Genomic DNA, 22,577 nt, shown 5'->3' on the forward strand with positions numbered 1-22,577 from the left:
GACCTTTATATATGTGCACAATTACGTTGGTTCCTCATCCAGACTCTATGAACGGTTTTATTTTAACCTCTAACAGGGACGAAGCCGTAAGCAGAAATACACTTCCTCCTAAAAAGGAAATTTATAAAGAAAGAAAGCTTTTTTTTCCAAAAGATGAAAAAGCTGGAGGTACCTGGATTGGAGTAAGTGAGAATTTACGTTGCGTGTGTCTTATGAATGGCTCAGAAAAACCTCATGTAAGAAAACCAGATTACCGAAAAAGTAGAGGAATAGTGGTAAAGGACTTCTTAGCAGGGAACAAGTTAAAGGAAATGTTTAAGGAGTATAAACTCGAAGATATTGAACCATTTACGATGATTGTGGTCGATTGGCATAATGGCCTTGTGTTTTTTGAATTTTTATGGGACGGTAAAAGGCGACGGCTAACTAAGCTGGATATGAAAGATCATATCTGGTCTTCTTCTCCATTATATTCTGAAGAGATGAAAGCTTTGCGGATCAAATGGTTCAAAAATCTAAAACAATCCAAAGGATTTTCTTCTGAAAGTTTACTTGATTTTCATCATAATGCCGGAGAAGGTGATAAACAATCTAGTTTAATTATAGATCGAGGATTTCTGAAAACACAAAGTATTACGCAAATACAAAATTCAACGAAGGAACTGAAATTTTGGTATGAAAGTCTTAAAACTAAAGAAGTGACTGAAAATTATTTTCAGTTCAATGTATAAGGAGCGCTTAACTTAAACGAAGGGATCTTTACCTTAAAGTTATTGGAGGTGCTTAAATTCAGCATATTGTAGTGGCCGCTCATAGCCCCGAAGGAGCCAGTGAGCAAGCAACCACTCTTATAAGTATGTCGCTCTCCCGGTTCTAAAAATGGTTGTTTGCCAACGACTCCTTCTCCAGAAACAGTCTGAGTATTGTTCAAAGCATCTTTTATTTGCCAGAATCTTGATTGTAATTGTACCGAATCATTGCTTTGGTTCTCTATGGTGATCCTATATCCAAAGGCAAACTGACTTCTATAATTTTTATAGAACATACCTTCGAATTGAGTTTCGACTGAAATTTTTATGCCTTTTGTAACCTGCTGAACCATCTTAAAAAATTGAAAAAGATACAATTAGAGCTATAATTGCAGCTATTATAGCTAATGTAAAAAATATTATGTTCAATAAAACGAACTTTAAAACCGTTTTAACACGACCCTGACCATAAAAATTGCGCATAGATTTATATAAATAGAATATAAAAACTGTGTTTGCAAGCGCAATTCCCCAATCAGAATTTAGAATATAATCTATAGAATAACCAATAATATAAAGGACGAACAGTGTAGTTTGTACATGAAAGGCGAATACAAGATGCTCCATGTAATTAAAAGACCTCCTCAGGTAAAGAAGCCATATAAATAATGCAAAAACGGGTAGGTAAAAGAATATAATAAATGGCAGCTTACTAATAAAGTAATCTGCAAAGATTTTTGGATTATTGTATATCAGGTTAAACTTTATAGATTTTTCATAAAGCCAGTAATTCCATTTGGTTTTTTCATATTGAAGTTCAGTCATTGCTGCTTCCGGAGAGATTTCGTTAGAAGCTTTATAATAGCGATAGAAAATAGTGAACTTGGTGGCGTTACGGTTTATATAATTCGTACTGTCTAGCTCAGTCTGACTTAGATAAACATCTTTATACGACTCTTCTGTTTCTTTCCTTTTACTCGGAATACTTTTTATAAGCGAGTCTAATTTTATATTGTTCTGTTTTAAAGCGGGAATTTCATTAAGCTCAGATTGCAATAAGGTGTCCTGCTGTATTTTTGCGACTTCATTTTGAAAATTCTCATCCTGTTCCTGCAGGTTTACACCCTCAAAGCTTTCAGATATTCCGGCAATAAGAAAGAATATAATAGATGCGCTGAGATAAAACCGAAAAGGATTAGCATAGCGCATTCTTTTTCCGTTGATGTAGTCTTTAGATATTTGTCCCGGTTTAAATAATAAGACCCGTAATGTTCTTTGAAGACGTGAATCATATGAAAATAGACCGGAAAAAAATTCAACTATAAAATCGCTGAAATTTAATTTTCGAGTACTATTTTTTTGTCCACAATTGGGGCAGAAATGATCGCTTTTCTCAAGTGGAAGTTCACAATTTAAACAGGTTTTCCCCCGATATTTATAGAGCACATCCCTCTTTTCATGTTTTTCCAACATTGGAAATAAGAATTAGTTTCGAATATTCCTGGAATTAGCATATCCAACCCCAATTAGACGGTCATATCTTGCTCCCGGGGTGCGATAGTACACTAAAATGGTATAAACATTTTCAGTTTCATCAAAATTTCCGCTTATAAATCCGTCATCAATGCTACCGTCTTTATTTAAAAGAACATATTTGTAATTGTAGAAACCCTGTTTGAATAAACGTGCTCCTTCATAATACCCGCTTTCTTCATTATAAGTAAGTAGTGTGCTTTTATCTAATTCAAAATTATTGAATCCACCATATATGTGTATCTCACTATCCTCTATTATATCATAATTCTTTAGTCGAAAATGCATCCATACATACTCAGCTTCGATATCTGAATTTTGCGCCTGTATATTTCTTATCACAAAGCCACCATTGATATCGGGGTTATAGGTATAAGGTTCATTTTTCCTGGTAAAATCCAGAAAGAGGTAATGGTGGTAGAGTTCCCCTAATTCTATACTGGCAATATCTGAAGTGGTTACTCTTATTTCCTTATTATCAAATTGCAAAAATTCATTCCCTCCCCAAAATGAAGATTCACTATCATATCTATAAATAAGCTCGTTTGCAATAGTGTATTGAGGCTTTAGATCTTTAATGGCAAGTTTTTGATTAAAATTTTGAATCAGGCTTACCTTTACATTTTCATCGGGATTCTTCAAAAGTAGATCGGGTGAATTTATACTGAAGTTTACAACCTGTTTCTCATCTATGAAGTTCAGGTCTCGTGATCTTCTAATTTCAGCACCAACCTGCGCGATTGGTTCATAGATCATAAATTTTCTGGAGAATAAAAGTTCGCGGCTGGAATTGAAAACTTTCAAAAGATAATTACCCGACACTTTTAATCGCTTTACATTACTATTAGGTATAGATAACCTGTAATGAGTGAATGGCTGTAGCGTATTAAGTGCATTTGTGTACTGAGTGATCCTAACATCGTCAAAACCTTCTATGTACTCATTTTTTGAGAGTTGGCTGGGAGTCCAGTCAAAATTATAATGTTCTATGGTGTAATAATAATCGGCCTCATCACCAATGATATCATCAAAACTGAGGTTGATTCTACTACCGAGTCTAATAATCGGATTTCCGGTATTTTCTACAGAGTCACCTTCAAATATTACAGTTCTTATAAAGGAGGGGGGAGGAGTCTCTTCAACTATCTGGCAAAAGCCTGAAATTGGAGTTGTCGCTAAAAATAAGATGAATAGAAAAACTTTCATAAAGTATAATAATAAACAAAGTTAATAGAAATAAGCTTTTTTCATGAATTTATTTAACAGTTGATCAAAGTAAAATTCTTGTAATTATTGGGGTAAATGGAGTGAAAATTCATAAATTTGCACGACTTTAAACTAAAAATTTTAACATACACTCCATCCTATGTCAAAAGACATTCGAATTAAAAGAGGATTATCTCTACGATTAGAAGGGGAGGCGGCAAAAGAGCTTGTAAAAGCTCCACGATCTAAGACTTACGCGATCAAACCGCCAGATTTTCACACTGTTGTACCTAAAATGGTTGTCAAAGAAGGGGCAAAACTCCTTGCCGGTGATGAGATTTTCTATTCAAAATATACAGATGAAATTCGCTTTACTACACCTGTAAGCGGTGTTCTTAAAGAAATCAAAAGAGGAGATAAGAGAAAGATCCTTGAAGTGATTATTGAGGCAGATACCGAAGATGCTTACCGTGATTTTGGTAAATTGGATGCATCTAAGGCTGAAGCTAGAGATGTGCAGGAACGAATTCTGGAAAGTGGTTGTGGTGCCTTTATTTATCAGCGACCTTACGATATTGTTGCAGATCCTAAAGACACTCCAAAGGCTATTTTTATTTCTGCCGTAACTACTGCACCTCTTGCAGCTGATAAAGGTTTTATCATAAAAGATAAAGTTGAAGCTTTTCAGGAAGGTATCAATGCTTTAGGAAAATTAACTTCAGGAAAAGTTCATGTTTCTGTAGATGATAGTTCAGCAGAATACCTGAAGAATATTCAGGGGGTTGAATTACATCATGTTAACGGAGAGCATCCTGCAGGAAATGTGGGTGTGCAAATTCATAAGATAGATCCTATTAACAGAGGAGAGTTTGTTTGGACGGTAGGTGTTGAAGATGTTGCTATTATTGGTAATGTTTTTCTAACCGGTGAATATCGTGCAGATAGAACTGTAGCTGTTACGGGAAGTGAAGCAAAAGATAGAAAGTATTATAAAACTACCATAGGAGCAAATGTTTCAGACCTTATTGGTCAGGCTCCGGATAGTGTTAGAATTATTTCAGGAGATGTATTGACTGGAACTCAGCTTTCCAATAATCAATACCTTGGATTTTTTGAAAACGAAGTGACTTTGATACCTGAAGGTAATAATTATAGAATGTTTGGTTGGTTACCATTTACCTATAATCATATTCACTCAAACTCACACACTTCTTTATCCTGGTTATTTCCAAAAAGAAAGTTTACGCCCACAACCAACCTTAATGGTGAAGAGCGTGCTTTAGTGGTAACCGGAGAAATGGAAGAAGTGTTGCCAATGGATATATACCCTATGCAGCTTATCAAAGCTTGTATGGCAGGTGACATTGAGAAAATGGAAAATCTTGGGATTTATGAAGTAGCTCCTGAAGATTTTGCGTTAGTGGAATATGTGAACACATCTAAAATTGAGATTCAGGAAGTAATTAGATTAGGTCTGGATTTAATGATCACCGAAGTAGGTTAAAAAGCTGAAGAACTATGGAATGGATTAGACAACGATTAGATAAAATCAAGGAGCCTTTTAGTAAAGGACAAAAATTAGAAAAGTATGCTCCCGCAGTTAACGCGCTGGATACTTTCCTTTTTACTCCTAATCATACAACACAAAAAGGAGCGCACATTCGTGATGCGGTAGACCTTAAGAGAACCATGATTACAGTGGTTCTTGCCCTCGTTCCGGCGCTTATCTTCGGAATGTGGAATGGTGGTTACCAATATTATACCCAGTTAGGTGAAGCTTTTACTTTTTGGGAAGCTATTGGTCACGGAGCTCTAAAGATCTTACCAATGATCGCCGTATCTTACGGGGTAGGTTTAGGTATTGAATTTGCCTTTGCAATTTTCAGAGGTCACGAAGTGAATGAAGGTTACCTGGTAACAGGATTGCTTATCCCTATGATCATGCCTATAGATATCCCACTTTGGATGGTTGGTTTATCTGTAGTATTTGCAGTTCTTGTTGGGAAAGAAGCATTTGGAGGTACCGGAATGAATATTCTGAATCCTGCGCTTACCGCCAGGGCATTTGCATTTTTTGCATATCCTACCTATATGTCTGGTAACTCAGTATGGGTAAGTAATGCATCTGAAGTTGATGCTGTTTCCGGAGAAACTATTCTAGGTAGTCTGGCTTCAGGATCAGAAGTTTCATACTCTGCAATGAATATGTTCTCAGGAGTAATTCCGGGATCAATTGCTGAAACTTCAGTAATATGTATCCTTGCCGGAGCTTTAATTCTTGTGCTTACTAAGGTAGGAAGCTGGAGAATTATATTGAGTGCTTTTATAGGTGCTGCGCTTATGGGTCTTATATTTAATGCGCTTCCGTCCATGGGACTTGAAGGAAATGCCTTAACAAACTTCCCATGGTACTTACATTTAATTGTTGGCGGACTGGCATTTGGAATTGTCTTTATGGCAACAGATCCTGTCTCGGCGGCTCAAACCATGAAAGGTAAATGGATCTATGGATTCCTTATTGGATTCCTCTCTGTAATGATTCGTGTATTTAACCCGGCATATCCTGAAGGTGTGATGTTAGGAATTCTTTTAATGAATGTATTCGCACCAACTATAGATCACTACGTGGTTCAGGCTAATGTGAACAGAAGAAAGAAAAGACTTAAGAATGCTAATCCTCAGGTAGAAACAGCATAGTTATGGAAGAAAAATCAGTAAATAAAACAAACAGCAACGGCTATACTTTTATGTTCGCCGTGATTCTAGTAGTGGTTGTAGCGTCAGTACTTGCTTTTACTGCTACTTCATTACAACCTACGCAGCGTGAGAATGTGCGACAGGAGAAAATGCAGAATATTCTTGCTACTGTGGGCATTGAAACCGACAGGCCTGGTGCGCAGAAATTATACGACCAGTATATTATTGAAGAATTGGCCCTCGATCAAAATGGAGAGGTTGATGAATCTGTAAATGCCTTTGAAGTAGATCTTGCGAAAGAGCTGAAAAAAGATGTGAATGAGCAGGCGTATCCATTATATATTGCTGAAGTGGAAGGAAAGAAATATTATATAGTTCCATTAAGGGGTAGCGGACTTTGGAATGCTATCTTTGGATACATTTCTATCGAGGACGATATTAATACAATTAAAGGAGCGACTTTTGACCACCTTGGGGAAACACCAGGACTTGGTGCTGAAATTACAAAACAATGGTTTAAAGAAGCTTTTGAGGAAGAAAAGATCTTTGATGGAAGCGGTAATCTTGTAGGTGTATCGGTGGTGAAAGGAAACATTGATGCTTCCGATAAGGATGATAATAAAGTTGATGCCATTTCAGGAGCGACAATTACCGGTGACGGAGTTTCAGATATGATCTCAGAAAGGTTAAAGCGTTATTTACCTTATTTCGAGAAGCAAAAGGATATTAAAGTAGCAATAAAATAATTATGGCTAAAGAGAAAAAATACAACTCTGCTAAAGAGGAAGAGAAGAAACAGGAAATGATCCTTTTTCTTTCAGATTCTGAAGAAAAAGAGCATTTTCTTTCCAAAGGGAATAGAAAATTATTATCAGATCCTTTAGATGATAACAACCCCATTACGGTACAGGTACTTGGTATTTGTTCTGCACTGGCAATTACTGTACAATTAGAGCCTGCAGTAGTTATGGCTATTGCGGTAATGGCGGTAATGGCATTTAGTAACATGATCATTTCTATGTTGCGTAATCTAATTCCAAGTAGAATTAGAATTATCGTTCAGCTGGTAGTGGTTGCATCTCTTGTTATTCTGGTAGACCAGATATTGAAAGCTTACGCTTACGATGTAAGTAAGCAGCTTTCGGTTTTCATTGGTCTTATTATTACAAACTGTATTGTAATGGGGCGTCTGGAAGCTTTCGCTTTGGGTAACGGAGTTTATAAGTCTTTTCTTGATGGAATTGGGAATGCTGCAGGATATGGGCTAATCCTTATTGTTGTAGCTTTTTTTAGAGAACTATTAGGATCTGGGAAATTATTCGGATTTGAAGTGCTTGGTCATCAGGGAGCCACGTTGGCAGAATCTACAGGACTATATTCACTGGGGTATGAGAATAACGGACTTATGTTATTGTCTCCGATGGCGCTTATTGTGGTAGGTTTGATTATCTGGGTGCAAAGAGCAAGAAACCGTAAACTAATTGAAGCAAACTAATAGCTGAACCAAAAAAAATTAAAAAATGGAATTAGTTAACCTATTTGTAAGAAGTATTTTCATTGAAAATATGATCTTCGCCTATTTCCTAGGAATGTGTTCCTACCTGGCGGTATCAAAAACTGTAAAAACAGCTGTTGGTTTAGGTGCTGCAGTAATATTCGTATTGCTTGTTACTGTACCAATTAACTTTTTACTGGACAATTATTTATTAAAACCTGGAGCCCTGGTTTGGCTTGGGGAGAGTTATAAAGATGTAGATCTAAGTTTCTTAAGTTTTATCATGTTTATTGCAGTAATTGCTTCCATGGTGCAACTTGTAGAGATGATCGTTGAAAAGTTCGCTCCGGCACTTTACGGGGCACTTGGTATATTCTTACCTCTTATTGCGGTAAACTGTGCGATCCTTGGAGGATCACTTTTTATGCAGCAAAAGGATTTCAGCGGAATGTCTGAGGCTGTAACGTATGGTCTGGGAAGTGGAATTGGATGGTTTCTGGCAATTCTTGCCATTGCCGCAATTAGAGAGAAAATTGCCTACTCAAACGTTCCTGCGCCTTTAAAAGGTCTGGGAATTACATTTATCATTACCGGGTTAATGGCATTGGGTTTTATGAGTTTTATGGGAATTAAATTATAATCGAAAAGAAAGATTATGACAGTTATAATAGCAAGTGTAGTAGTATTCTTAATATTGATTTTATTGTTGGTTTCCATCCTATTAGGAGCGAAGGCAAAACTGGCCCCGTCAGGTCCTGTAACTATCAATGTTAATAATGAAAAAGATATCGAGGTAGGTTCTGGTGGAACCTTACTTTCAACTCTGGGTGATAATAAACTTTTCCTTCCTTCAGCCTGTGGTGGAGGTGGAACCTGTATCCAGTGTAAGTGTATCGTGCAAGATGGAGGTGGAGCTATTCTACCTACTGAAGAGCCTCACTTTACCAGAAAAGAGATTGCAGACGGTTGGAGACTTGGTTGCCAGGTAAAGGTGAAGCAGGATATGAAAATCACCATTCCTGAAGAAGTCTTCGGAATTAAAAAATGGGATGCTACGGTAGTTAGAAATTATAATGTTGCTTCGTTTATCAAGGAATTTGTTGTTGAGATTCCTGAAGTAATGGATTACAAGGCCGGTGGATATATTCAAATTGAAATTCCTAAAACGGAAGTGAAATTTGAAGACTTTGATATAACTGCTCACCCTGAAGAGCATGAAACTCCAGATAAATTTCAAGCCGAGTGGGATAAATTTAAATTATGGCCACTAGTAATGAAGAATCCGGAAACTGTGGAAAGAGCATACTCTATGGCTTCTTATCCTGCTGAAGGACGTGAGATCATGTTGAATGTACGTATAGCGACTCCACCATTTGATCGTGCAAAAGATGGATGGATGGATGTAAATCCTGGTGTTGCTTCTTCTTATATTTTCAGTTTGAAAAAAGGAGATAAAGTGATTATTTCAGGACCTTATGGTGAATTCTTTATCAATGAAAGTGAATCTGAAATGCTATATGTAGGTGGTGGAGCCGGAATGGCACCAATGAGATCTCACCTGTATCATCTGTTCAGAACCTTGAAGACCGGTAGAAAAGTAACATATTGGTATGGTGGTAGATCTAAGCGTGAATTGTTCTATTCTGAACACTTTAGAGCTTTAGAAAGAGATTTCCCTAATTTTAAATTCTACCTGGCACTTTCTGAACCAGCGGAAGAAGATAACTGGAAAGTAAAATCCAATCTGGATGATGAAGGGGATGGGTTTGTAGGATTTATTCACCAGGTAGTGATAGATAACTATTTATCACATCATGAAGAGCCGGAAGAAATTGAACTATATTTCTGTGGACCGCCATTGATGAACAAAGCCGTTCAAAAAATGGGTGAGGACTTCGGAATGCCACCAGAGAATATTAGATTTGATGACTTTGGAGGTTAAAAATTACAATCCCGCTTCGGCGGGATTTTTTTGTATTTGGTTATTTTGGCTTCTAAAAGCACTTAATATTTCAGGATCTCTATGAGCTTTAATTTGAGAAGCTGAAACAAGTTTAGCCACATGAAAACTTATTTTCAATCAGCAAATCTTTATATTTAACGTATGCCGAAATTAGATGAACAGGAACTACACAATCTCGCGATGAATATCGTTGGAAAGGATCTTGAAGATAACGGATACGAATTTCTGGGTGTGAATAGTAAGTTAAAACGAAACCCTCAATTTGTCGCGCTAAAGGAGACAAAACTTCATTTTGTGATCGTAAGGGCTATTATATATCCAGATGACCCCAATACTTTTGATCCTGCCTTTATGAAAGATATTAAGGAACATGCAGAAAAGTTTAATGCACTTACTTTCTATGCCGGTGTTGGGCTGGCAAATTCAAGCGATTATGATAAGCCAATTACGAGTGATGAGGATTATGTAGTTAATTATTCTGGTTGGAAAGAATTTTAAATGTCTATATGCAGAATAAATATTTTGTGAACCTGTGATTAATCAAAACTTTTTTAGGATATTTTTTACAGTAATGAATTTAGGTTTATAATTACGCCAATAAACCTCACAGGTTTCGAAAACCTGTGAGGTCTGATAATATTCTGAATGCCGCTAATTAAAATCGACCATTTTATACAGATGAAAAGAATAACATTTTTATTGCTATCAGTTTTAGTACTCGTTTCATGTAATTCTAAATCTGAAGTTGAAAGCCATATTTACACCGGTGAAGCTTTAGGGACAACTTATATGGTCAAGTATACTTCAGATCGGGAGATTGATTTTGAAAAATCGCTGGATAGTATTTTGGATACTATTAATTCTTCCATGAGTACTTATATTACAAAATCTGATATTTCCCGAATCAATAGGGGTGATTCTACTGTAAAAGTAGATAAACACTTTGTAAAGGTATTTAATGCTTCAGATAAGATATTTAGGGAGAGTAACGGCTTCTTTGATCCTACGGTAGGAGTTCTTGTTAATGCATATGGATTTGGCCCTGAGAAGCCGGTTAAGCAGATAGATAGTATAAAATTGGATTCACTACGAAATTTAGTGGGCTTCAATAAAATCAGGTTAAATGAGGATGGTAGGGTTCTAAAAGATAATCCTGCTATTTATCTTGATTTTAATGCAATCGCCAAAGGCTATACGATAGATGTGATCGCAGAATATCTGGAAGCTAATAATGTTGAAAATTACCTTATCGAACTTGGGGGTGAACTCAGGGCATCGGGAAAGAACCTCAAGAGTGATTCAGACTGGGTGGTAGGGATTGATAATATAAGCGGTACACGAAAACCTGATAATTTTCAGGCTAAAGTAACTTTATCTAATGCTGCCATGGCGACTTCCGGGAATTATAGAAAGTATCGAACCGATTCTTTGACAGGGCAGAAATTTGTACATACTATTAATCCAATAACGGGAAAAGCTGAAAGAAGCAATTTGCTTAGTGCCTCGGTGATTGCTGAGAATTGTATGTTAGCAGATGGATACGCAACAGCTTTTATGGCACTTGGGTTTGATAAAACCAGGAAGTTGCTTAAAGACCTGGATGGGGTAGAGGCGTATATTCTTTATTCTTCTAAAGAAGGTCAAATAAAGGTTTTTAATACTTCCGGTTTTCAAAAGCTTATTCTGGAATAATTACTTATAGCATACTGGTATAATCTCCCCTTTGGCGAGACGATATTTGTCAATTTCAGCCTCGCTTAATTTTGAAGTATAATCTGCTTCTTCCACTTTAAAACCAACGGCACGTAATTTATCGAAGTAATCCCTTCCATAAACCCGAACATGGTCATACTGACCAAAGATTTTAGCACGTTCTTTGGGATCTATAATAGAATCATCCTGAAAAGTTTGAGCTCTATCCATTTCCTGCGGAATCTGTAAAATCGCGGTTCCACCAGGTTTTAGAATACGATATAATTCTTCCATTGCTTTCTTGTCGTTAGGGATATGCTCCAAAACGTGATTGCATAAAATAAAATCAAAGCTTTTATTTTCAAACGGAAGATCACAAATATCAGCTTTTACATCAGCCAATGGAGAATTAAGATCTGTGGTCGTATAATCTAAATTAGATAGCCTTCTAAAACGCTTGTAAAATGCCTGTTCAGGTGCAAAATGCAAAACCTTCAATCTCTTCTTGAAAAAGTCTGTTTCATTTTTCAGATAAAGCCATAGGAGTCTATGTCTCTCTAATGAGAGGGTAGAGGGGGAAAGCACATTTTCCCGTTGATTTTCGTAGCCGTAAGGTAAAAATTTCCTAAATCCGCTCCCATCAATAGGATCGGTATATATAGAGCCTTTTAAATAAATCTTTAAAAACGGCCTTACCAGGTAACTGATTCTAATAAGAACAGGCCTGGGAATTTTATTCAAGGCCAGTTTAAAAAGATTACTCATTCTCTATACTTCTATATCTCCCCAGTTTTCACCCGATTTAATGCGATACAGTTGCATTTCGGAAACTCCAAATTGCTTTGCAAGCACTCTAATTCGAGTCTTTCTGTCGGGATCTAAGAGTTTTTTCTTTAGGATCACAGCCTGGGCATAGGTGAGTTTTGAATAAGAGGTAACTTTTCTTAGTTTCCTGTTTTTCTTGTTCTCCTTTACTTTAGGACTGTTGTATTGATGTTGGACCCATTCGTCTTTGGTGGCCCAGGCCAAATTAGAAACGCGATTATCGTTCTTCACAAAATTCTTGTGGATCACGTACTGATCACCTTCTTTTTTCTCTAAAAACATTTCAGCAATAATGCGATGAATGTAATACGTCTTGTGTTTTCCATTCTTCAATTTTACCGCGAAGTTTAAATATCCACCTACTTTTCCGCCTTTCATTAGATCTCCATCGGGATTTTTCAGATAACTGATCATTCTTCCGAAATTTGAGACTTCATAGTTAAAGCGGTCTTCCCAGGAATCTTTATGTAGGGTTTTCCAGATTTCCTGTCTGTAACTTTTAATCATAAACTTTTGCTCTAAATTTGTCTTCTTCTTTGGTTTTAATATTTAATGATTCATAAATGTATTTAAACGTAGATAGCAACTCGGGTTTGCCGTCTATAAGCGCAACATCATGCTCAAAATGAGCACTAGGTTTATTATCAGCGGTTAGTATTGTCCAGCCGTCGGGTAATTGTTTGATTCTTTTAGTTCCAAGGTTGATCATAGGTTCTATCGCTACTACCATACCTTCAACAAATTTCTTTCCCCTTCCTCGTTTACCATAGTTTGGCATTTCCGGATCTTCGTGCATGGTTTTTCCTAAACCATGTCCCACAAGTTCTCTTACCACACCATATCCATGATCTTCGGTGTATTTTTGAATTGCATAGCCAACATCACCAACTCGGTTTCCAGCTTTAAATTCACTTATACCCACATAGAGGGATTCTTTAGTTACTTCAAGTAGTTTTTTTACCTCAGGAGAAACCTCTCCTACTTCAAAAGTATAGGCATGATCGCCATAGAATCCATTTTTAATCGCTCCACAATCAATAGAGATAATATCGCCATCTTTAAGCGGAGTGTCATTGGGTATTCCATGCACTACCTGGGCATTTGGACTCATACAGAGTGAATTAGGGAAATCATATAAGCCAAGAAATCCTGGCACTGCACCGTGGTCCCTAATAAACTCTTCTGCTAATTTATCCAGCTGTAGTGTAGTTACTCCTGGTTTAATTTCAGGCGCAAGCATACCTAAGGTCTTTGACACAATAAGTGCACTCTCGCGCATCAATTCTATCTCTTCTCTGGATTTTGGTATAATCATATTCTTTATTAAAATCTCCCGAATAAACCGGATCTCTTTTTTTTATTTTTTTCTGTCCCGGTCTTTTCTGTGCTTAACATTTGAAAAACTTCTCCCCAACCTTTTAATCCTCCGATATTACGGTCATCAATAAAAATATCTGCAAGGATTTTTCTGCTAATTGTCTCATCGTAATCCTCTTCAGGATAACTTTTATTTATTGCATAGAACTTAAGACCATTCTTTTCACAAAAATCTACAGCTTCATCCAGTCTTCTACCACTACGGTATGTCCATAGGATAAGACGGTGACCTTCCTCCTGTAATTTCCGAAGAGATTCGAAGGCAAAAAGTATAGGTTTTCCAATTTCCGGGAATCTGTTCTCTACAATAGTCCCGTCGAAATCAACTGCTATGCTAAGAGAATTGGGCATAATGCGAAATTAGTTAATATTTTCTAATTTGAGTATTAATCAGCGCTTTAACTTAGTCTGCGTAAGAATTTTTGTACTCCTGTTTGCTTACGATTTTAGCAATATCTTCTTCAATACTTTCTTCCTGGGCATATTCTACAAACCTGTTAACTTCTTTTCCATTCTTATAAAAAATGATGGTAGGTACATGATGAACATCCAATTCTTCTTCAATTTTTGAAGGAGTTGTTTTATCGTAATCCACAGCGACCATCTCTAAATTCTTATAGTTATAACCTGCCTTATCAAGAATTTTTAGCATTTTGGGAACTTCCCTTTTGCTATCACCACACCAGGTACCCATAAGGAGCTTTATTTGGTAATCACCAATGTTCTCACTTATAGTTTCCATTGATTCCGCATCGGGAGTAAATTCTTCATATTTTGATTCAAACCAGGTTGAAAAAGGCTTTTTCATAAGATCCTCTTTATAGAATTCGCCTAGTAACATATCTTTCTGAATATCGGTTTTTGACGTTTGATCTTCTGTATTTGATTCCTTGGTAGATTTATTTACAGTGTTACCACAACTTATCGTGATCACTGCGAGTAAAATTAAAAGTTTGTTCATAAAAATTAAATTAACGGGTCTTCTGTCATTAAATCTGGTTGGGTAATTCCCATGAGTTTTAAAATAGTCGGAGCAATATTGCCTAACTTACCATCTTTTATTGCTTTTACTTCTTTATCCATCAAAATTAATGGAACTGGATTGGTTGTATGGGCAGTATTTGGACTGCCATCGGGGTTTTTCATTACTTCACTATTCCCGTGATCGGCAATAATTACTATTGAATAATCTTTTTCAAAGGCTGCTTCGGCTACTTCTTTAGCGCAGGTATCAACTGTTTCGCAGGCTTTAACTGCGGCATCAAAATCTCCTGTATGTCCAACCATGTCCGGGTTGGCAAAATTGAGACAAATAAAATCTGCAGATTCTTTCTCAATTTCCGGAACAATCTTTTCTTTTAGTTCAAAAGCACTCATCTCCGGCTGGAGATCGTAAGTTGCTACTTTTGGAGAATTACACATAATCCTTTTTTCTCCGGCAAAAGGTTCTTCACGACCTCCGGAAAAGAAAAATGTTACATGAGGGTATTTTTCAGTTTCAGCAATCCGAATTTGCTTTTTCCCTTCATACTCAAGTACTTCCCCCAGGGTAGCTTTGATGTTAGATTTTTGAAAGATGACATTTACATTTTTAAACCTGTCATCATACTTCGTCATAGTAACGTAATACAACGGAAGTTTTTTCATATCATATTCCGGGAAATCATCCTGAGAAAGAGCTTGGGTAAGTTGTCTTCCTCTATCGGTTCTAAAATTGAAATAGATTACAACATCTTTCTCACTTAGTTTAGCAACAGGATTCCCGTGATTGTCTGTTAATACAATCGGTTTGATAAATTCATCGCTAATATCATTATCATAGCTATTCTGAATGGCAGAAACAGCATCTGTAGTTTCATTTCCCTCTCCATTCACAATGAGATCATAGGCTTGTTTTACGCGTTCCCACCGTTTATCACGATCCATGGCGTAGTACCTGCCAATAACAGAAGCTAGTTTTGAATTTGTTTTCTCGAGATGCGGAATAAGTTCTTCAACAAAACCTTTTCCTGAATGTGGATCTACATCACGGCCATCTGTAAAGGCGTGAACATATTTATCTTTGACTCCTAATTTTTCAGCAGCAGATAATAACCCTTTAAGATGGTTTATATGTGAATGAACTCCACCATCACTTAAAAGGCCCATGAAGTGAATAGGTTTTTCATTTTTGATAGCATAATTAAATGCTTCCTCTAAAACCGGTTCATCAATAAGAGTATTTTTTTCAACCGCCATATTTATTTTAACCAGATCCTGGTAAACAATACGTCCGGCTCCAAGATTCATGTGACCAACTTCACTATTTCCCATTTGACCTTCGGGAAGGCCAACATTCATCCCATCTGTCCTGAGTGTCGCATGCGGAAATTTGCCATATAGAGAATCAATAAATGGTGTTTTTGCCTTGGCAATAGCTGAAACTTCCTCGTTTTGAGTAATTCCCCACCCATCTAATATCATTAAAAGAACCTTCTTATTCATCTACTAAAATAGTTTGGGGGTTAAAGATAAAAACATTTAAATGTAATGCCGGAAATACCCATTATAATGTTTTATTAAAACTAACGATATGGATCAATCAATTTCACCAAAAGCGTCAATATTTCTATTTAGTTAAATTAGATATCCGAGGTTCTGAAATGGCGAAATAGGTGAATTGATTAACAATCTATATGCCTGATGTTATTGATTTCATATAAGTGTGAAGTTAGCGATGGCCGGCTCTGTGAAAGAATTTAACATAATCTCTTTAATTGCCCTGATAAAAATAATTAAAAAATTAACATTTTAATTATCTAAAAATATAATAATCAATGGTTCTAATCGTTATATGAAACCAAGTGAGACGAAGCTTAAATACTTCATTTTGATTACAGTAAGGATTAAATTGTTAAAGTTTAGGTTTTTTTAAAATTCCTTCTGAATTTTCGTATGTTGGCAGGGATTTTGGTTTTCGTTAACAAAAATTAGAAAAAGATATTATATGAAGTACAGAATTCTTACGGTTGTTGGAGTATTAATTTTCTCTTTTGCTTTTAGCAGTACAACTGAAATCAACAACTCTAAAGAGTCTAAAGTAGCCCCGGAACTATCTAATGAAATTGAAGTAAAAAAATCATTGAAAGAAAAGATCGCTGATCTTTATGAAACTTTTTCGGTGAAGAATTCTACAATGCCGAACCTTTCAGTATTCGAAAAAGCTATTAGCGGTTATAATAAATTAGATGAATCTGGTAAAGTTTCAAATCCTTTATTAACGGTAATTGATTTTAATCTTTCTTCGAAAAAGAAACGAATGTGGATTCTTAATATGGATACTCAAGAGGTTGTTTTTAATACCTATGTAGCGCACGGTAAAAACACGGGTGCAGAGTTTGCTAAAAACTTTTCTAATAAAGTAAATTCCCACCAGAGTTCTCTGGGATTTTATGTGACGGGTGAAACTTATTACGGTAAAAACGGACTATCCCTGTTTATTGATGGAATGGAAAAAGGTTTTAACTCCAAAGCTCGTGAACGTTATGTTGTAATTCACGGGGCAGATTATGCCGAACCAGATTTTATTAAAAGAATTGGCAGACTAGGCAGAAGTTATGGCTGTCCTGCTGTTCCCAATAAGATCGCCAAAGAGCTTATCCATAAAATTAAAGGAAAGTCGGTAGTTTATATCCATAAAAGTGATGAAAGTTATATACAGAATTCAGAATTTCTAAACGTATAATCAGGCTTCGGGCTTTAATAAGTCCCAGGTTTTCTGATCCAAATTATAGATATCATCAATAAATTTGATGGCATCTTTTTTTTGATAGACGGTCCAATAGAAATGATGCACTTTTACTTTTTGCTTTACAGTAATTTGAGTTGTTTTTCCTGATTTCAGAATTTCTTCGATCTTTTCATCATCATAGCTATCCTGATCGCTTAAAAGATATTTTGCAAGGCCAAGAGCATCCTGGACGCGAACGCAACCAGAACTTTGGGCTCTGGCGTTCTTCTCGAACAAGCTTCTGGAGGGCGTGTCATGCAAATAAATAAGATACTCATTAGGATAAATGATCTTTACAATTCCTAGAGGATTCGTTGGGCCGGCAGGTTGTCTATATGTGTATCCCCTGGCTTTAGAAGAATTCCAATCTACACTTGCCGGGTCTACGTCAGTCCCTTCGCTGTCGTAAATTTTAATATTCTTTTTCTGAAAATACCCGATATCTTTTTTTGCTCCCGGGATCACGTCGTTCTTTTTGATAGTAGGAGGAATGGTCCAGGTGGGATTGTATATAATATAGCCAATCTCATCTGAAAAGATAGGAGTTTTTCTAACCTCCGTTCCCACCATAATTTTGTGAGTTCTTATGGTATCTTCCTCTTTTATAACACTTAATTCATAATCTGGAATATTTACTATGATATAGTGTTTACCTAAATTTTTTGGATACCACCTCCATCTTTCAAGGTTCACTAAAATCTGGTGATACCGATCTCTTCTGGTTAAATTTAAATTTGAAATTGTGGTGCTGCCAAGAAGAGCATCTTCCTGAAGATCATGATCAAGTTGAAATTCTTTTACCGCCTTCTGTATGTCTTCATTGTAGATCGTGTTTGTAGAATCACTAATTCCATTAAAATACCCAAGCTCAGAAAGTCTTTTGGCGATAGAAGGCATTCTGTCGCTGTTGTCTCCCGGTCTTATAAGCTTTCCGGTACTTATTTTTGTAGTTGGGCCTTCTTCAATCCCGTTCTTCTTGAACTTATTTAAAGCTGATTTTAATTGGTGATATACAAGATGGTCTGGTTTTAAAGAATCTAAACTCTTATGAATATTTCCTTCTGAAATTGCCTTTTCCAGGACCTTTTCAGCATCAATTGTATTTAGCGGCGTGCCCCAGATTTCATGAATTTTGGTTGGGTCTAATTTACCCGTGGCGAGATCTTTTGCAAGTCTTAAGTAAGAGTCTGTAAGAAGTAATTCAAGTAAGTCATTATCTACTTCAGCATTGGTGTCTAAAGAGCTTAGTAATTTTTGAAGTCTTTCCCCATGATAGTCTTCAAAGAATAATCCTTCGTCTTCAATATTTTCTATATTTCTAAAAAGATCTTCTCTCAATTCGCGCTTAGACCAAATTGGTTGAAAATCGTTTTTTTTATAAAAATCAGATACTTTAGTTGCATTGTAAAGTTCCGTTGTTCCGGTATCAAAATCTTCCAGAAAATCTTCAATCCTATCTGCTTCAGTAAGAAAAGTTATTTCTTCAACTTCATTGCGCTCTTCTATACCCGGTTCTTCCTTATTGTTTTTACATGCGGAAAGAAGAAGCAGGCCAATAATGGCAAATATAAATATGGGGCGTTGCATAAAGAAAATTTGGTTGAAGGTGTTCAAGCCTTAGGAGGCTCGAACATCTTCATAAGATTTATGCTGGTCAAATTGGACTTCAGCAAATGGGCAAAGTGGATCAATTTTTAAATCGTGTTTCCTTGCAAATTCAACACTTTCCTTGATTAAACGAGATCCAATTCCCTGGTTTTCCATTTCACGCTTCACTTCGGTATGATCTATCGTTAGAACACCGTTCTCATTCTTATTATAAGTAAGTTCAGCAATCAAACCTTTCTCATTTTCAATATAGAACATCCCGCGGTTATCGCTTTCTTTGTGTTTTATCTCCATAACTATTTTTTAAAAATACCGTCTACAATTCCATATTCCATAGATTCTTCCGCATCCATCCAGTAATCACGATTAAAATCTTTTAGTACTTTATCAACACTCTGGCCACAGTTTTCAGCAATTATCTCAGCACTTAAATGTTTGGTTTTTAAGATCTCATTTGCGGCGATTTCAATATTTGAAGCCTGTCCTCTGGCTCCACCACTAGGTTGGTGGATCATAACCTTAGCATGTGGCTGGATAAACCTTCTTCCTTTTTTTCCTGCGGAAAGAAGTATAGAACCCATAGATGCTGCCAGTCCCGTACATATTGTAGAAACAGGAGATTCCAGGCTCATAATAGTGTCATAGATAGCAAACCCATCAGTAACATATCCACCCGGACTATTAATAAAAAGCTGAATTTCACCATCTCCTTCAAGATCAAGGTATTCAAGTCTGTCAATTACATATTTGGCGGTCTTGTCGCTTACTTCGCCCCACATGTAGATCTTTCGTTTCTCTAATAATTTATTATCGATTAAATCCTGAATCTTTCCGGTTTTATTTTTCATTAAATCCATTTATGCTTGTTTGTTTTATTCTAAGTGTAGCTAAAAATATGACTATTTTAGCAGAAAACAGAACCATGGAACTGGCATTTAACAAGATTTTAAAAGAAGATTTTGCACTGGTTTTACCGTACCTGAAAAAACTGCATGAACAACCACCGCATGAGGAATTGCTAAAAGAGCGATTGCTGGAAATGTTTGATCAAAATTATGAATGTTTTGGGATTTATAGAGATGATAAAATGATTGGCGTGTTTGGCTTATGGTTTATGACCAGGCATTATGCCGGCAGATCTTGCGAAGTAGATCATGTTTATATTGAAGAACAATACCAGGGGAAGGGATTAGGAAGATCGCTCATGGCATTTATTCATCAATATGCTGAATCGAAAGATTGTGAAACTATGGAGTTAAATAGCTATGTAGAGAATTTTGGATCCCATAAGTTTTATATGAATCTTGGATATATTATTAGAGGATATCATTTTTTAAAAAAGCTGTGATATTTTTTGGATTTTGGAAAAGATTCAGATTATATTTGCAGAAGCAAGCGGGAGTAGCTCAGTTGGTAGAGCGTCAGCCTTCCAAGCTGAATGTCGCCGGTTCGAACCCGGTCTCCCGCTCTAAAAGCTTCATCAAAAGATGGAGCTTTTTTTTGTTTCTGAATTTTACTGGGAGAATGGATAAAGGGAGAGAAGCCTGTCCTGATCATTTCGGCCTCGTTCATTATAAACTTCGTAGAAGGGAATTCGGTCTCCCGCTCTAAAAGCCTTAAATGTTGGGTTTTTTTTCGTTTGAATTTTAGATCCTGAAACAAGTTCAGGATGACTACTCAATTTTTTATTTGTCATTTCGGAGAAGTGAAGCGACTGAGAAATTTCTTTGATTGAAAGGTTTTCGCCTCGCTCAAAATGGAGCAAGTTATCGGTTAGCAGCTAAAGCAGCTTATATTATTTTCAACCTAATTTCAGAAAAATAAAAAGCCGGAAGATTGAACTTCCGGCTTCATTAAGTAGGATTTACAGTGTTTTTAACCATTCATGGAGATTAAAAACTCTTCGTTATTTCTAGTATTCCTAATTTTATCATTAATGAATTCCATTGCTTCAATAGGATTCATATCTGCAAGATATTTTCTTAATACCCACATACGTTGAATCGTGGTATCATCAAGTAAAAGATCATCTCTACGTGTACTTGAAGAAACAAGATCAATTGCCGGGAATATTCTTCGGTTAGAAATTCTTCTATCTAACTGAAGTTCCATGTTCCCTGTTCCTTTGAATTCTTCAAAGATCACTTCATCCATCTTAGAACCGGTTTCAGTAAGTGCGGTAGCTATAATAGATAACGAACCTCCGTTCTCAATATTACGGGCAGCACCAAAGAATCTTTTAGGTTTGTGAAGAGCATTAGCATCTACACCACCACTTAATACTTTACCACTGGCTGGCTGAACGGTGTTATAAGCTCTTGCAAGTCTTGTAATAGAATCGAGAAGAATTACCACATCGTGACCACATTCTACCAATCGCTTGGCTTTTTCGAGTACGATATTCGCAACTCTCACGTGCTCATGAGCTTCTTTATCAAAAGTTGAAGCCACTACTTCACCTTTTACGTTACGTTGCATATCGGTAACCTCTTCAGGTCTCTCATCGATAAGCAGTACAATTTGATAAACTTCAGGATGATTCGCTGCAATAGCATTGGCGATATCTTTAAGTAACATCGTCTTACCTGTCTTCGGCTGAGAAACGATCATTCCACGTTGCCCTTTTCCGATAGGAGCGAAAAGATCCATAACCCTGGTAGAAATTGAACTTTGCTTTTCAGCAAGGTTAAATTTATCCTTAGGGAAAAGCGGTGTAAGGTGTTCAAAAGAAACACGATCTCTTACAACCTGCGGATCAAGTCCGTTAATTTTATTTATCTTAATAAGAGGAAAATATTTCTCACCTTCTTTAGGTGGTCTAATTTGTCCCTGAACCGTATCACCTGTCTTAAGGCCAAAAAGCCTGATCTGTGATTGTGATACATAAATGTCATCTGGAGAAGTAAGGTAGTTATAGTCTGAAGACCTTAGGAAACCGTAGTTGTCCTGCATAATATCCAGTACTCCTTCACTTTCTATGATCGCATCAAATTCATAATCTGGTTCGCGGTAACGGTTTCTGTTATCGCGATTCCCGTTATTTTTTTTATGATCGTTGCGGTTATCGTTACGATTATCATTTCTGTTATCGTTGCGATTGTCACTACGATTTTCGTTGCGATTGTCATTGCGACTTTCCTTTCGGTTATCGTTTCTGCCGCGACTATCTTTTTTAGTGTTTTGATTCCTGTCTCTACTGCTTTTATCTGGAGCAGTATTCTTTTTATCATCTTTTTGAGAAGGATGAGAAGATGAATCTTTACCTGAAGGTTTAGCTTGAGTAGGTTTTGTGCTAGTGTTGGAAGATTGCCTTGGTGGTTTCTTCTCACTACCAACCTTTGCTGGTCTTTTAGGTTTTTCCTTGGGCGGTTCCTCTTTCTTATCGGTGATAACTTCTTTTACTTTCGTAGGATTGGATGCCTGGTAATCCAGAATCTGATACACCAAATCTAGTTTTTTCAAAGTCTTATACTTTGGAACGTTAAGCGTTTGAGCTATTTCCTTAAGTTCAGGAAGCTTTTTAGCCTTTAATTCTGAAATTTCAAACATGAATGCGTTTAAATAATATTTTTGGATTGTTTTTAAAAACTCCTCGTGGAAGAATAAAATTTTGGAGACTTAAGTAACCAAATTTGAATGGGTTACGAAATGTTCCTGCAATAA

At 36.5% G+C, this 22,577-nt stretch carries 25 protein-coding genes and 1 tRNA gene; 12 read left to right on the forward strand and 14 right to left on the reverse strand.

Going from position 1 to position 22,577, the window contains the following annotated elements; all coding sequences use genetic code 11:
- The first annotated feature begins 11 nt into the window (after positions 1 to 11).
- Positions 12 to 731: an NRDE family protein gene (locus tag GFO_RS01895; protein ID WP_011708319.1), complete on the forward strand. Its 720-nt coding sequence runs from the start codon at positions 12 to 14 to the stop codon at positions 729 to 731.
- Here the strand turns inward: GFO_RS01895 and apaG are convergent.
- Genes apaG through GFO_RS01910 form a run of 3 tightly spaced genes read right to left on the reverse strand, consistent with a single transcriptional unit; the run spans position 716 to position 3,488 of the window.
- A complete protein-coding gene (gene apaG, locus GFO_RS01900; RefSeq protein ID WP_041250209.1) occupies positions 716 to 1,102 on the reverse strand; it encodes a Co2+/Mg2+ efflux protein ApaG in 387 nt (128 codons plus the stop codon). The two genes, GFO_RS01895 and apaG, sit on opposite strands and share 16 nt — an antisense overlap.
- A gap of 1 nt (position 1,103) precedes the next feature.
- Complete coding sequence (locus GFO_RS01905) at positions 1,104 to 2,222, reverse strand: DUF3667 domain-containing protein (RefSeq protein ID WP_011708321.1); 1,119 nt, start codon at positions 2,220 to 2,222, stop codon at positions 1,104 to 1,106.
- Positions 2,223 to 2,234: 12 nt separating this feature from the next.
- Positions 2,235 to 3,488, reverse strand: a complete 1,254-nt coding sequence (locus GFO_RS01910) for a type IX secretion system plug protein (RefSeq protein ID WP_011708322.1) — start codon at positions 3,486 to 3,488, stop codon at positions 2,235 to 2,237.
- 160 nt (positions 3,489 to 3,648) lie between these two features.
- Here GFO_RS01910 and GFO_RS01915 point away from each other — a divergent pair, with 160 nt between their 5' ends.
- The 8 genes from GFO_RS01915 (at position 3,649) to GFO_RS01950 (ending at position 11,335) form a co-directional block, all read left to right on the forward strand.
- Entirely contained in the window at positions 3,649 to 4,992 is a 1,344-nt protein-coding gene (locus GFO_RS01915) for a Na(+)-translocating NADH-quinone reductase subunit A (RefSeq protein ID WP_011708323.1), read from the forward strand.
- Positions 4,993 to 5,006: 14 nt separating this feature from the next.
- Entirely contained in the window at positions 5,007 to 6,185 is a 1,179-nt protein-coding gene (locus GFO_RS01920; protein WP_011708324.1) for an NADH:ubiquinone reductase (Na(+)-transporting) subunit B, read from the forward strand.
- 2 nt (positions 6,186 to 6,187) lie between these two features.
- Positions 6,188 to 6,931: a Na(+)-translocating NADH-quinone reductase subunit C gene (locus GFO_RS01925; RefSeq protein ID WP_011708325.1), complete on the forward strand. Its 744-nt coding sequence runs from the start codon at positions 6,188 to 6,190 to the stop codon at positions 6,929 to 6,931.
- A 2-nt stretch (positions 6,932 to 6,933) separates the two neighbouring features.
- Positions 6,934 to 7,680, forward strand: a complete 747-nt coding sequence (locus tag GFO_RS01930; protein ID WP_011708326.1) for an NADH:ubiquinone reductase (Na(+)-transporting) subunit D — start codon at positions 6,934 to 6,936, stop codon at positions 7,678 to 7,680.
- A 25-nt stretch (positions 7,681 to 7,705) separates the two neighbouring features.
- Positions 7,706 to 8,320: an NADH:ubiquinone reductase (Na(+)-transporting) subunit E gene (gene nqrE, locus GFO_RS01935; RefSeq protein ID WP_011708327.1), complete on the forward strand. Its 615-nt coding sequence runs from the start codon at positions 7,706 to 7,708 to the stop codon at positions 8,318 to 8,320.
- 15 nt (positions 8,321 to 8,335) lie between these two features.
- Positions 8,336 to 9,622 carry an NADH:ubiquinone reductase (Na(+)-transporting) subunit F gene (gene nqrF / locus GFO_RS01940; RefSeq protein ID WP_011708328.1) on the forward strand — a complete coding sequence of 429 codons (1,287 nt, stop codon included), beginning with the start codon at positions 8,336 to 8,338 and terminating at the stop codon, positions 9,620 to 9,622.
- A gap of 162 nt (positions 9,623 to 9,784) precedes the next feature.
- Positions 9,785 to 10,141, forward strand: coding sequence for a hypothetical protein (locus tag GFO_RS01945; protein WP_011708330.1), 357 nt, complete (start codon positions 9,785 to 9,787; stop codon positions 10,139 to 10,141).
- Positions 10,142 to 10,321: 180 nt separating this feature from the next.
- Positions 10,322 to 11,335: an FAD:protein FMN transferase gene (locus GFO_RS01950; RefSeq protein WP_041250210.1), complete on the forward strand. Its 1,014-nt coding sequence runs from the start codon at positions 10,322 to 10,324 to the stop codon at positions 11,333 to 11,335.
- On the opposite strand, the gene GFO_RS01955 is transcribed toward GFO_RS01950, so the two are convergent.
- Genes GFO_RS01955 through gpmI form a run of 6 tightly spaced genes read right to left on the reverse strand, consistent with a single transcriptional unit; the run spans position 11,336 to position 16,021 of the window.
- Entirely contained in the window at positions 11,336 to 12,100 is a 765-nt protein-coding gene (locus GFO_RS01955) for a class I SAM-dependent methyltransferase (RefSeq protein WP_011708332.1), read from the reverse strand.
- Between the two features lie 3 nt (positions 12,101 to 12,103).
- Positions 12,104 to 12,667: an HNH endonuclease gene (locus tag GFO_RS01960; RefSeq protein WP_011708333.1), complete on the reverse strand. Its 564-nt coding sequence runs from the start codon at positions 12,665 to 12,667 to the stop codon at positions 12,104 to 12,106.
- Positions 12,660 to 13,475 (reverse strand): type I methionyl aminopeptidase, encoded by an 816-nt coding sequence (gene map / locus GFO_RS01965; protein ID WP_011708334.1) that lies wholly within the window; start codon positions 13,473 to 13,475, stop codon positions 12,660 to 12,662. Before map ends, GFO_RS01960 begins: the two co-directional genes overlap by 8 nt.
- Positions 13,476 to 13,483: 8 nt before the next feature.
- Positions 13,484 to 13,888, reverse strand: a complete 405-nt coding sequence (locus GFO_RS01970; protein WP_011708335.1) for a BT0820 family HAD-type phosphatase — start codon at positions 13,886 to 13,888, stop codon at positions 13,484 to 13,486.
- Positions 13,889 to 13,940: 52 nt separating this feature from the next.
- Positions 13,941 to 14,498, reverse strand: coding sequence for a TlpA family protein disulfide reductase (locus GFO_RS01975; protein ID WP_011708336.1), 558 nt, complete (start codon positions 14,496 to 14,498; stop codon positions 13,941 to 13,943).
- A gap of 5 nt (positions 14,499 to 14,503) precedes the next feature.
- Complete coding sequence (gene gpmI, locus GFO_RS01980) at positions 14,504 to 16,021, reverse strand: 2,3-bisphosphoglycerate-independent phosphoglycerate mutase (protein ID WP_041249971.1); 1,518 nt, start codon at positions 16,019 to 16,021, stop codon at positions 14,504 to 14,506.
- A gap of 502 nt (positions 16,022 to 16,523) precedes the next feature.
- On the opposite strand from gpmI, the gene GFO_RS01985 reads away from it, so the two are divergent.
- Positions 16,524 to 17,261 carry a murein L,D-transpeptidase catalytic domain family protein gene (locus GFO_RS01985; protein ID WP_011708338.1) on the forward strand — a complete coding sequence of 246 codons (738 nt, stop codon included), beginning with the start codon at positions 16,524 to 16,526 and terminating at the stop codon, positions 17,259 to 17,261.
- Here the strand turns inward: GFO_RS01985 and GFO_RS01990 are convergent, their stop codons facing one another.
- From GFO_RS01990 to GFO_RS02000, 3 genes are read right to left on the reverse strand one after another with little or no spacing between them, the layout of a single operon-like run.
- The gene (locus GFO_RS01990) at positions 17,262 to 18,893 is read right to left on the reverse strand and encodes a L,D-transpeptidase family protein (protein WP_011708339.1); all 1,632 of its coding nucleotides are present in this window, start codon (positions 18,891 to 18,893) and stop codon (positions 17,262 to 17,264) included. It lies immediately after the preceding gene.
- A gap of 30 nt (positions 18,894 to 18,923) precedes the next feature.
- Complete coding sequence (locus tag GFO_RS01995; protein ID WP_011708340.1) at positions 18,924 to 19,208, reverse strand: GNAT family N-acetyltransferase; 285 nt, start codon at positions 19,206 to 19,208, stop codon at positions 18,924 to 18,926.
- 2 nt (positions 19,209 to 19,210) lie between these two features.
- Positions 19,211 to 19,762, reverse strand: a complete 552-nt coding sequence (locus tag GFO_RS02000) for a ClpP family protease (protein ID WP_041250211.1) — start codon at positions 19,760 to 19,762, stop codon at positions 19,211 to 19,213.
- 47 nt (positions 19,763 to 19,809) lie between these two features.
- Between GFO_RS02000 and GFO_RS02005 the strand changes: the two genes are divergently transcribed.
- Both GFO_RS02005 and GFO_RS02010 read left to right on the forward strand, forming a co-directional pair.
- Entirely contained in the window at positions 19,810 to 20,262 is a 453-nt protein-coding gene (locus GFO_RS02005) for a GNAT family N-acetyltransferase (protein WP_148264581.1), read from the forward strand.
- 47 nt (positions 20,263 to 20,309) lie between these two features.
- Positions 20,310 to 20,382, forward strand: a tRNA-Gly gene (locus tag GFO_RS02010).
- Positions 20,383 to 20,427: 45 nt separating this feature from the next.
- On the opposite strand, the gene GFO_RS02015 is transcribed toward GFO_RS02010, so the two are convergent.
- A complete protein-coding gene (locus GFO_RS02015; RefSeq protein ID WP_041249973.1) occupies positions 20,428 to 20,610 on the reverse strand; it encodes a hypothetical protein in 183 nt (60 codons plus the stop codon).
- Between the two features lie 179 nt (positions 20,611 to 20,789).
- Positions 20,790 to 22,463, reverse strand: a complete 1,674-nt coding sequence (gene rho / locus GFO_RS02020) for a transcription termination factor Rho (protein WP_011708344.1) — start codon at positions 22,461 to 22,463, stop codon at positions 20,790 to 20,792.
- Between the last annotated feature and the right edge of the window lie 114 nt (positions 22,464 to 22,577).

Origin of the sequence: Christiangramia forsetii KT0803, from assembly GCF_000060345.1 — a bacterium.
Lineage (GTDB): Bacteria > Bacteroidota > Bacteroidia > Flavobacteriales > Flavobacteriaceae > Christiangramia > Christiangramia forsetii.

What these genes read in the sequence shown, in the direction of transcription:
- GFO_RS01895 (WP_011708319.1), top strand. Translation starts at nt 12, where the DNA reads ATGTGCACAATTACGTTGGTTCCTCATCCAGACTCTATGAACGGTTTT.
- apaG (WP_041250209.1), bottom strand. Translation starts at nt 1,102, where the DNA reads ATGGTTCAGCAGGTTACAAAAGGCATAAAAATTTCAGTCGAAACTCAA.
- GFO_RS01905 (WP_011708321.1), bottom strand. Translation starts at nt 2,222, where the DNA reads ATGTTGGAAAAACATGAAAAGAGGGATGTGCTCTATAAATATCGGGGG.
- GFO_RS01910 (WP_011708322.1), bottom strand. Translation starts at nt 3,488, where the DNA reads ATGAAAGTTTTTCTATTCATCTTATTTTTAGCGACAACTCCAATTTCA.
- GFO_RS01915 (WP_011708323.1), top strand. Translation starts at nt 3,649, where the DNA reads ATGTCAAAAGACATTCGAATTAAAAGAGGATTATCTCTACGATTAGAA.
- GFO_RS01920 (WP_011708324.1), top strand. Translation starts at nt 5,007, where the DNA reads ATGGAATGGATTAGACAACGATTAGATAAAATCAAGGAGCCTTTTAGT.
- GFO_RS01925 (WP_011708325.1), top strand. Translation starts at nt 6,188, where the DNA reads ATGGAAGAAAAATCAGTAAATAAAACAAACAGCAACGGCTATACTTTT.
- GFO_RS01930 (WP_011708326.1), top strand. Translation starts at nt 6,934, where the DNA reads ATGGCTAAAGAGAAAAAATACAACTCTGCTAAAGAGGAAGAGAAGAAA.
- nqrE (WP_011708327.1), top strand. Translation starts at nt 7,706, where the DNA reads ATGGAATTAGTTAACCTATTTGTAAGAAGTATTTTCATTGAAAATATG.
- nqrF (WP_011708328.1), top strand. Translation starts at nt 8,336, where the DNA reads ATGACAGTTATAATAGCAAGTGTAGTAGTATTCTTAATATTGATTTTA.
- GFO_RS01945 (WP_011708330.1), top strand. Translation starts at nt 9,785, where the DNA reads ATGCCGAAATTAGATGAACAGGAACTACACAATCTCGCGATGAATATC.
- GFO_RS01950 (WP_041250210.1), top strand. Translation starts at nt 10,322, where the DNA reads ATGAAAAGAATAACATTTTTATTGCTATCAGTTTTAGTACTCGTTTCA.
- GFO_RS01955 (WP_011708332.1), bottom strand. Translation starts at nt 12,100, where the DNA reads ATGAGTAATCTTTTTAAACTGGCCTTGAATAAAATTCCCAGGCCTGTT.
- GFO_RS01960 (WP_011708333.1), bottom strand. Translation starts at nt 12,667, where the DNA reads ATGATTAAAAGTTACAGACAGGAAATCTGGAAAACCCTACATAAAGAT.
- map (WP_011708334.1), bottom strand. Translation starts at nt 13,475, where the DNA reads ATGATTATACCAAAATCCAGAGAAGAGATAGAATTGATGCGCGAGAGT.
- GFO_RS01970 (WP_011708335.1), bottom strand. Translation starts at nt 13,888, where the DNA reads ATGCCCAATTCTCTTAGCATAGCAGTTGATTTCGACGGGACTATTGTA.
- GFO_RS01975 (WP_011708336.1), bottom strand. Translation starts at nt 14,498, where the DNA reads ATGAACAAACTTTTAATTTTACTCGCAGTGATCACGATAAGTTGTGGT.
- gpmI (WP_041249971.1), bottom strand. Translation starts at nt 16,021, where the DNA reads ATGAATAAGAAGGTTCTTTTAATGATATTAGATGGGTGGGGAATTACT.
- GFO_RS01985 (WP_011708338.1), top strand. Translation starts at nt 16,524, where the DNA reads ATGAAGTACAGAATTCTTACGGTTGTTGGAGTATTAATTTTCTCTTTT.
- GFO_RS01990 (WP_011708339.1), bottom strand. Translation starts at nt 18,893, where the DNA reads ATGCAACGCCCCATATTTATATTTGCCATTATTGGCCTGCTTCTTCTT.
- GFO_RS01995 (WP_011708340.1), bottom strand. Translation starts at nt 19,208, where the DNA reads ATGGAGATAAAACACAAAGAAAGCGATAACCGCGGGATGTTCTATATT.
- GFO_RS02000 (WP_041250211.1), bottom strand. Translation starts at nt 19,762, where the DNA reads ATGAAAAATAAAACCGGAAAGATTCAGGATTTAATCGATAATAAATTA.
- GFO_RS02005 (WP_148264581.1), top strand. Translation starts at nt 19,810, where the DNA reads ATGACTATTTTAGCAGAAAACAGAACCATGGAACTGGCATTTAACAAG.
- GFO_RS02015 (WP_041249973.1), bottom strand. Translation starts at nt 20,610, where the DNA reads ATGACAAATAAAAAATTGAGTAGTCATCCTGAACTTGTTTCAGGATCT.
- rho (WP_011708344.1), bottom strand. Translation starts at nt 22,463, where the DNA reads ATGTTTGAAATTTCAGAATTAAAGGCTAAAAAGCTTCCTGAACTTAAG.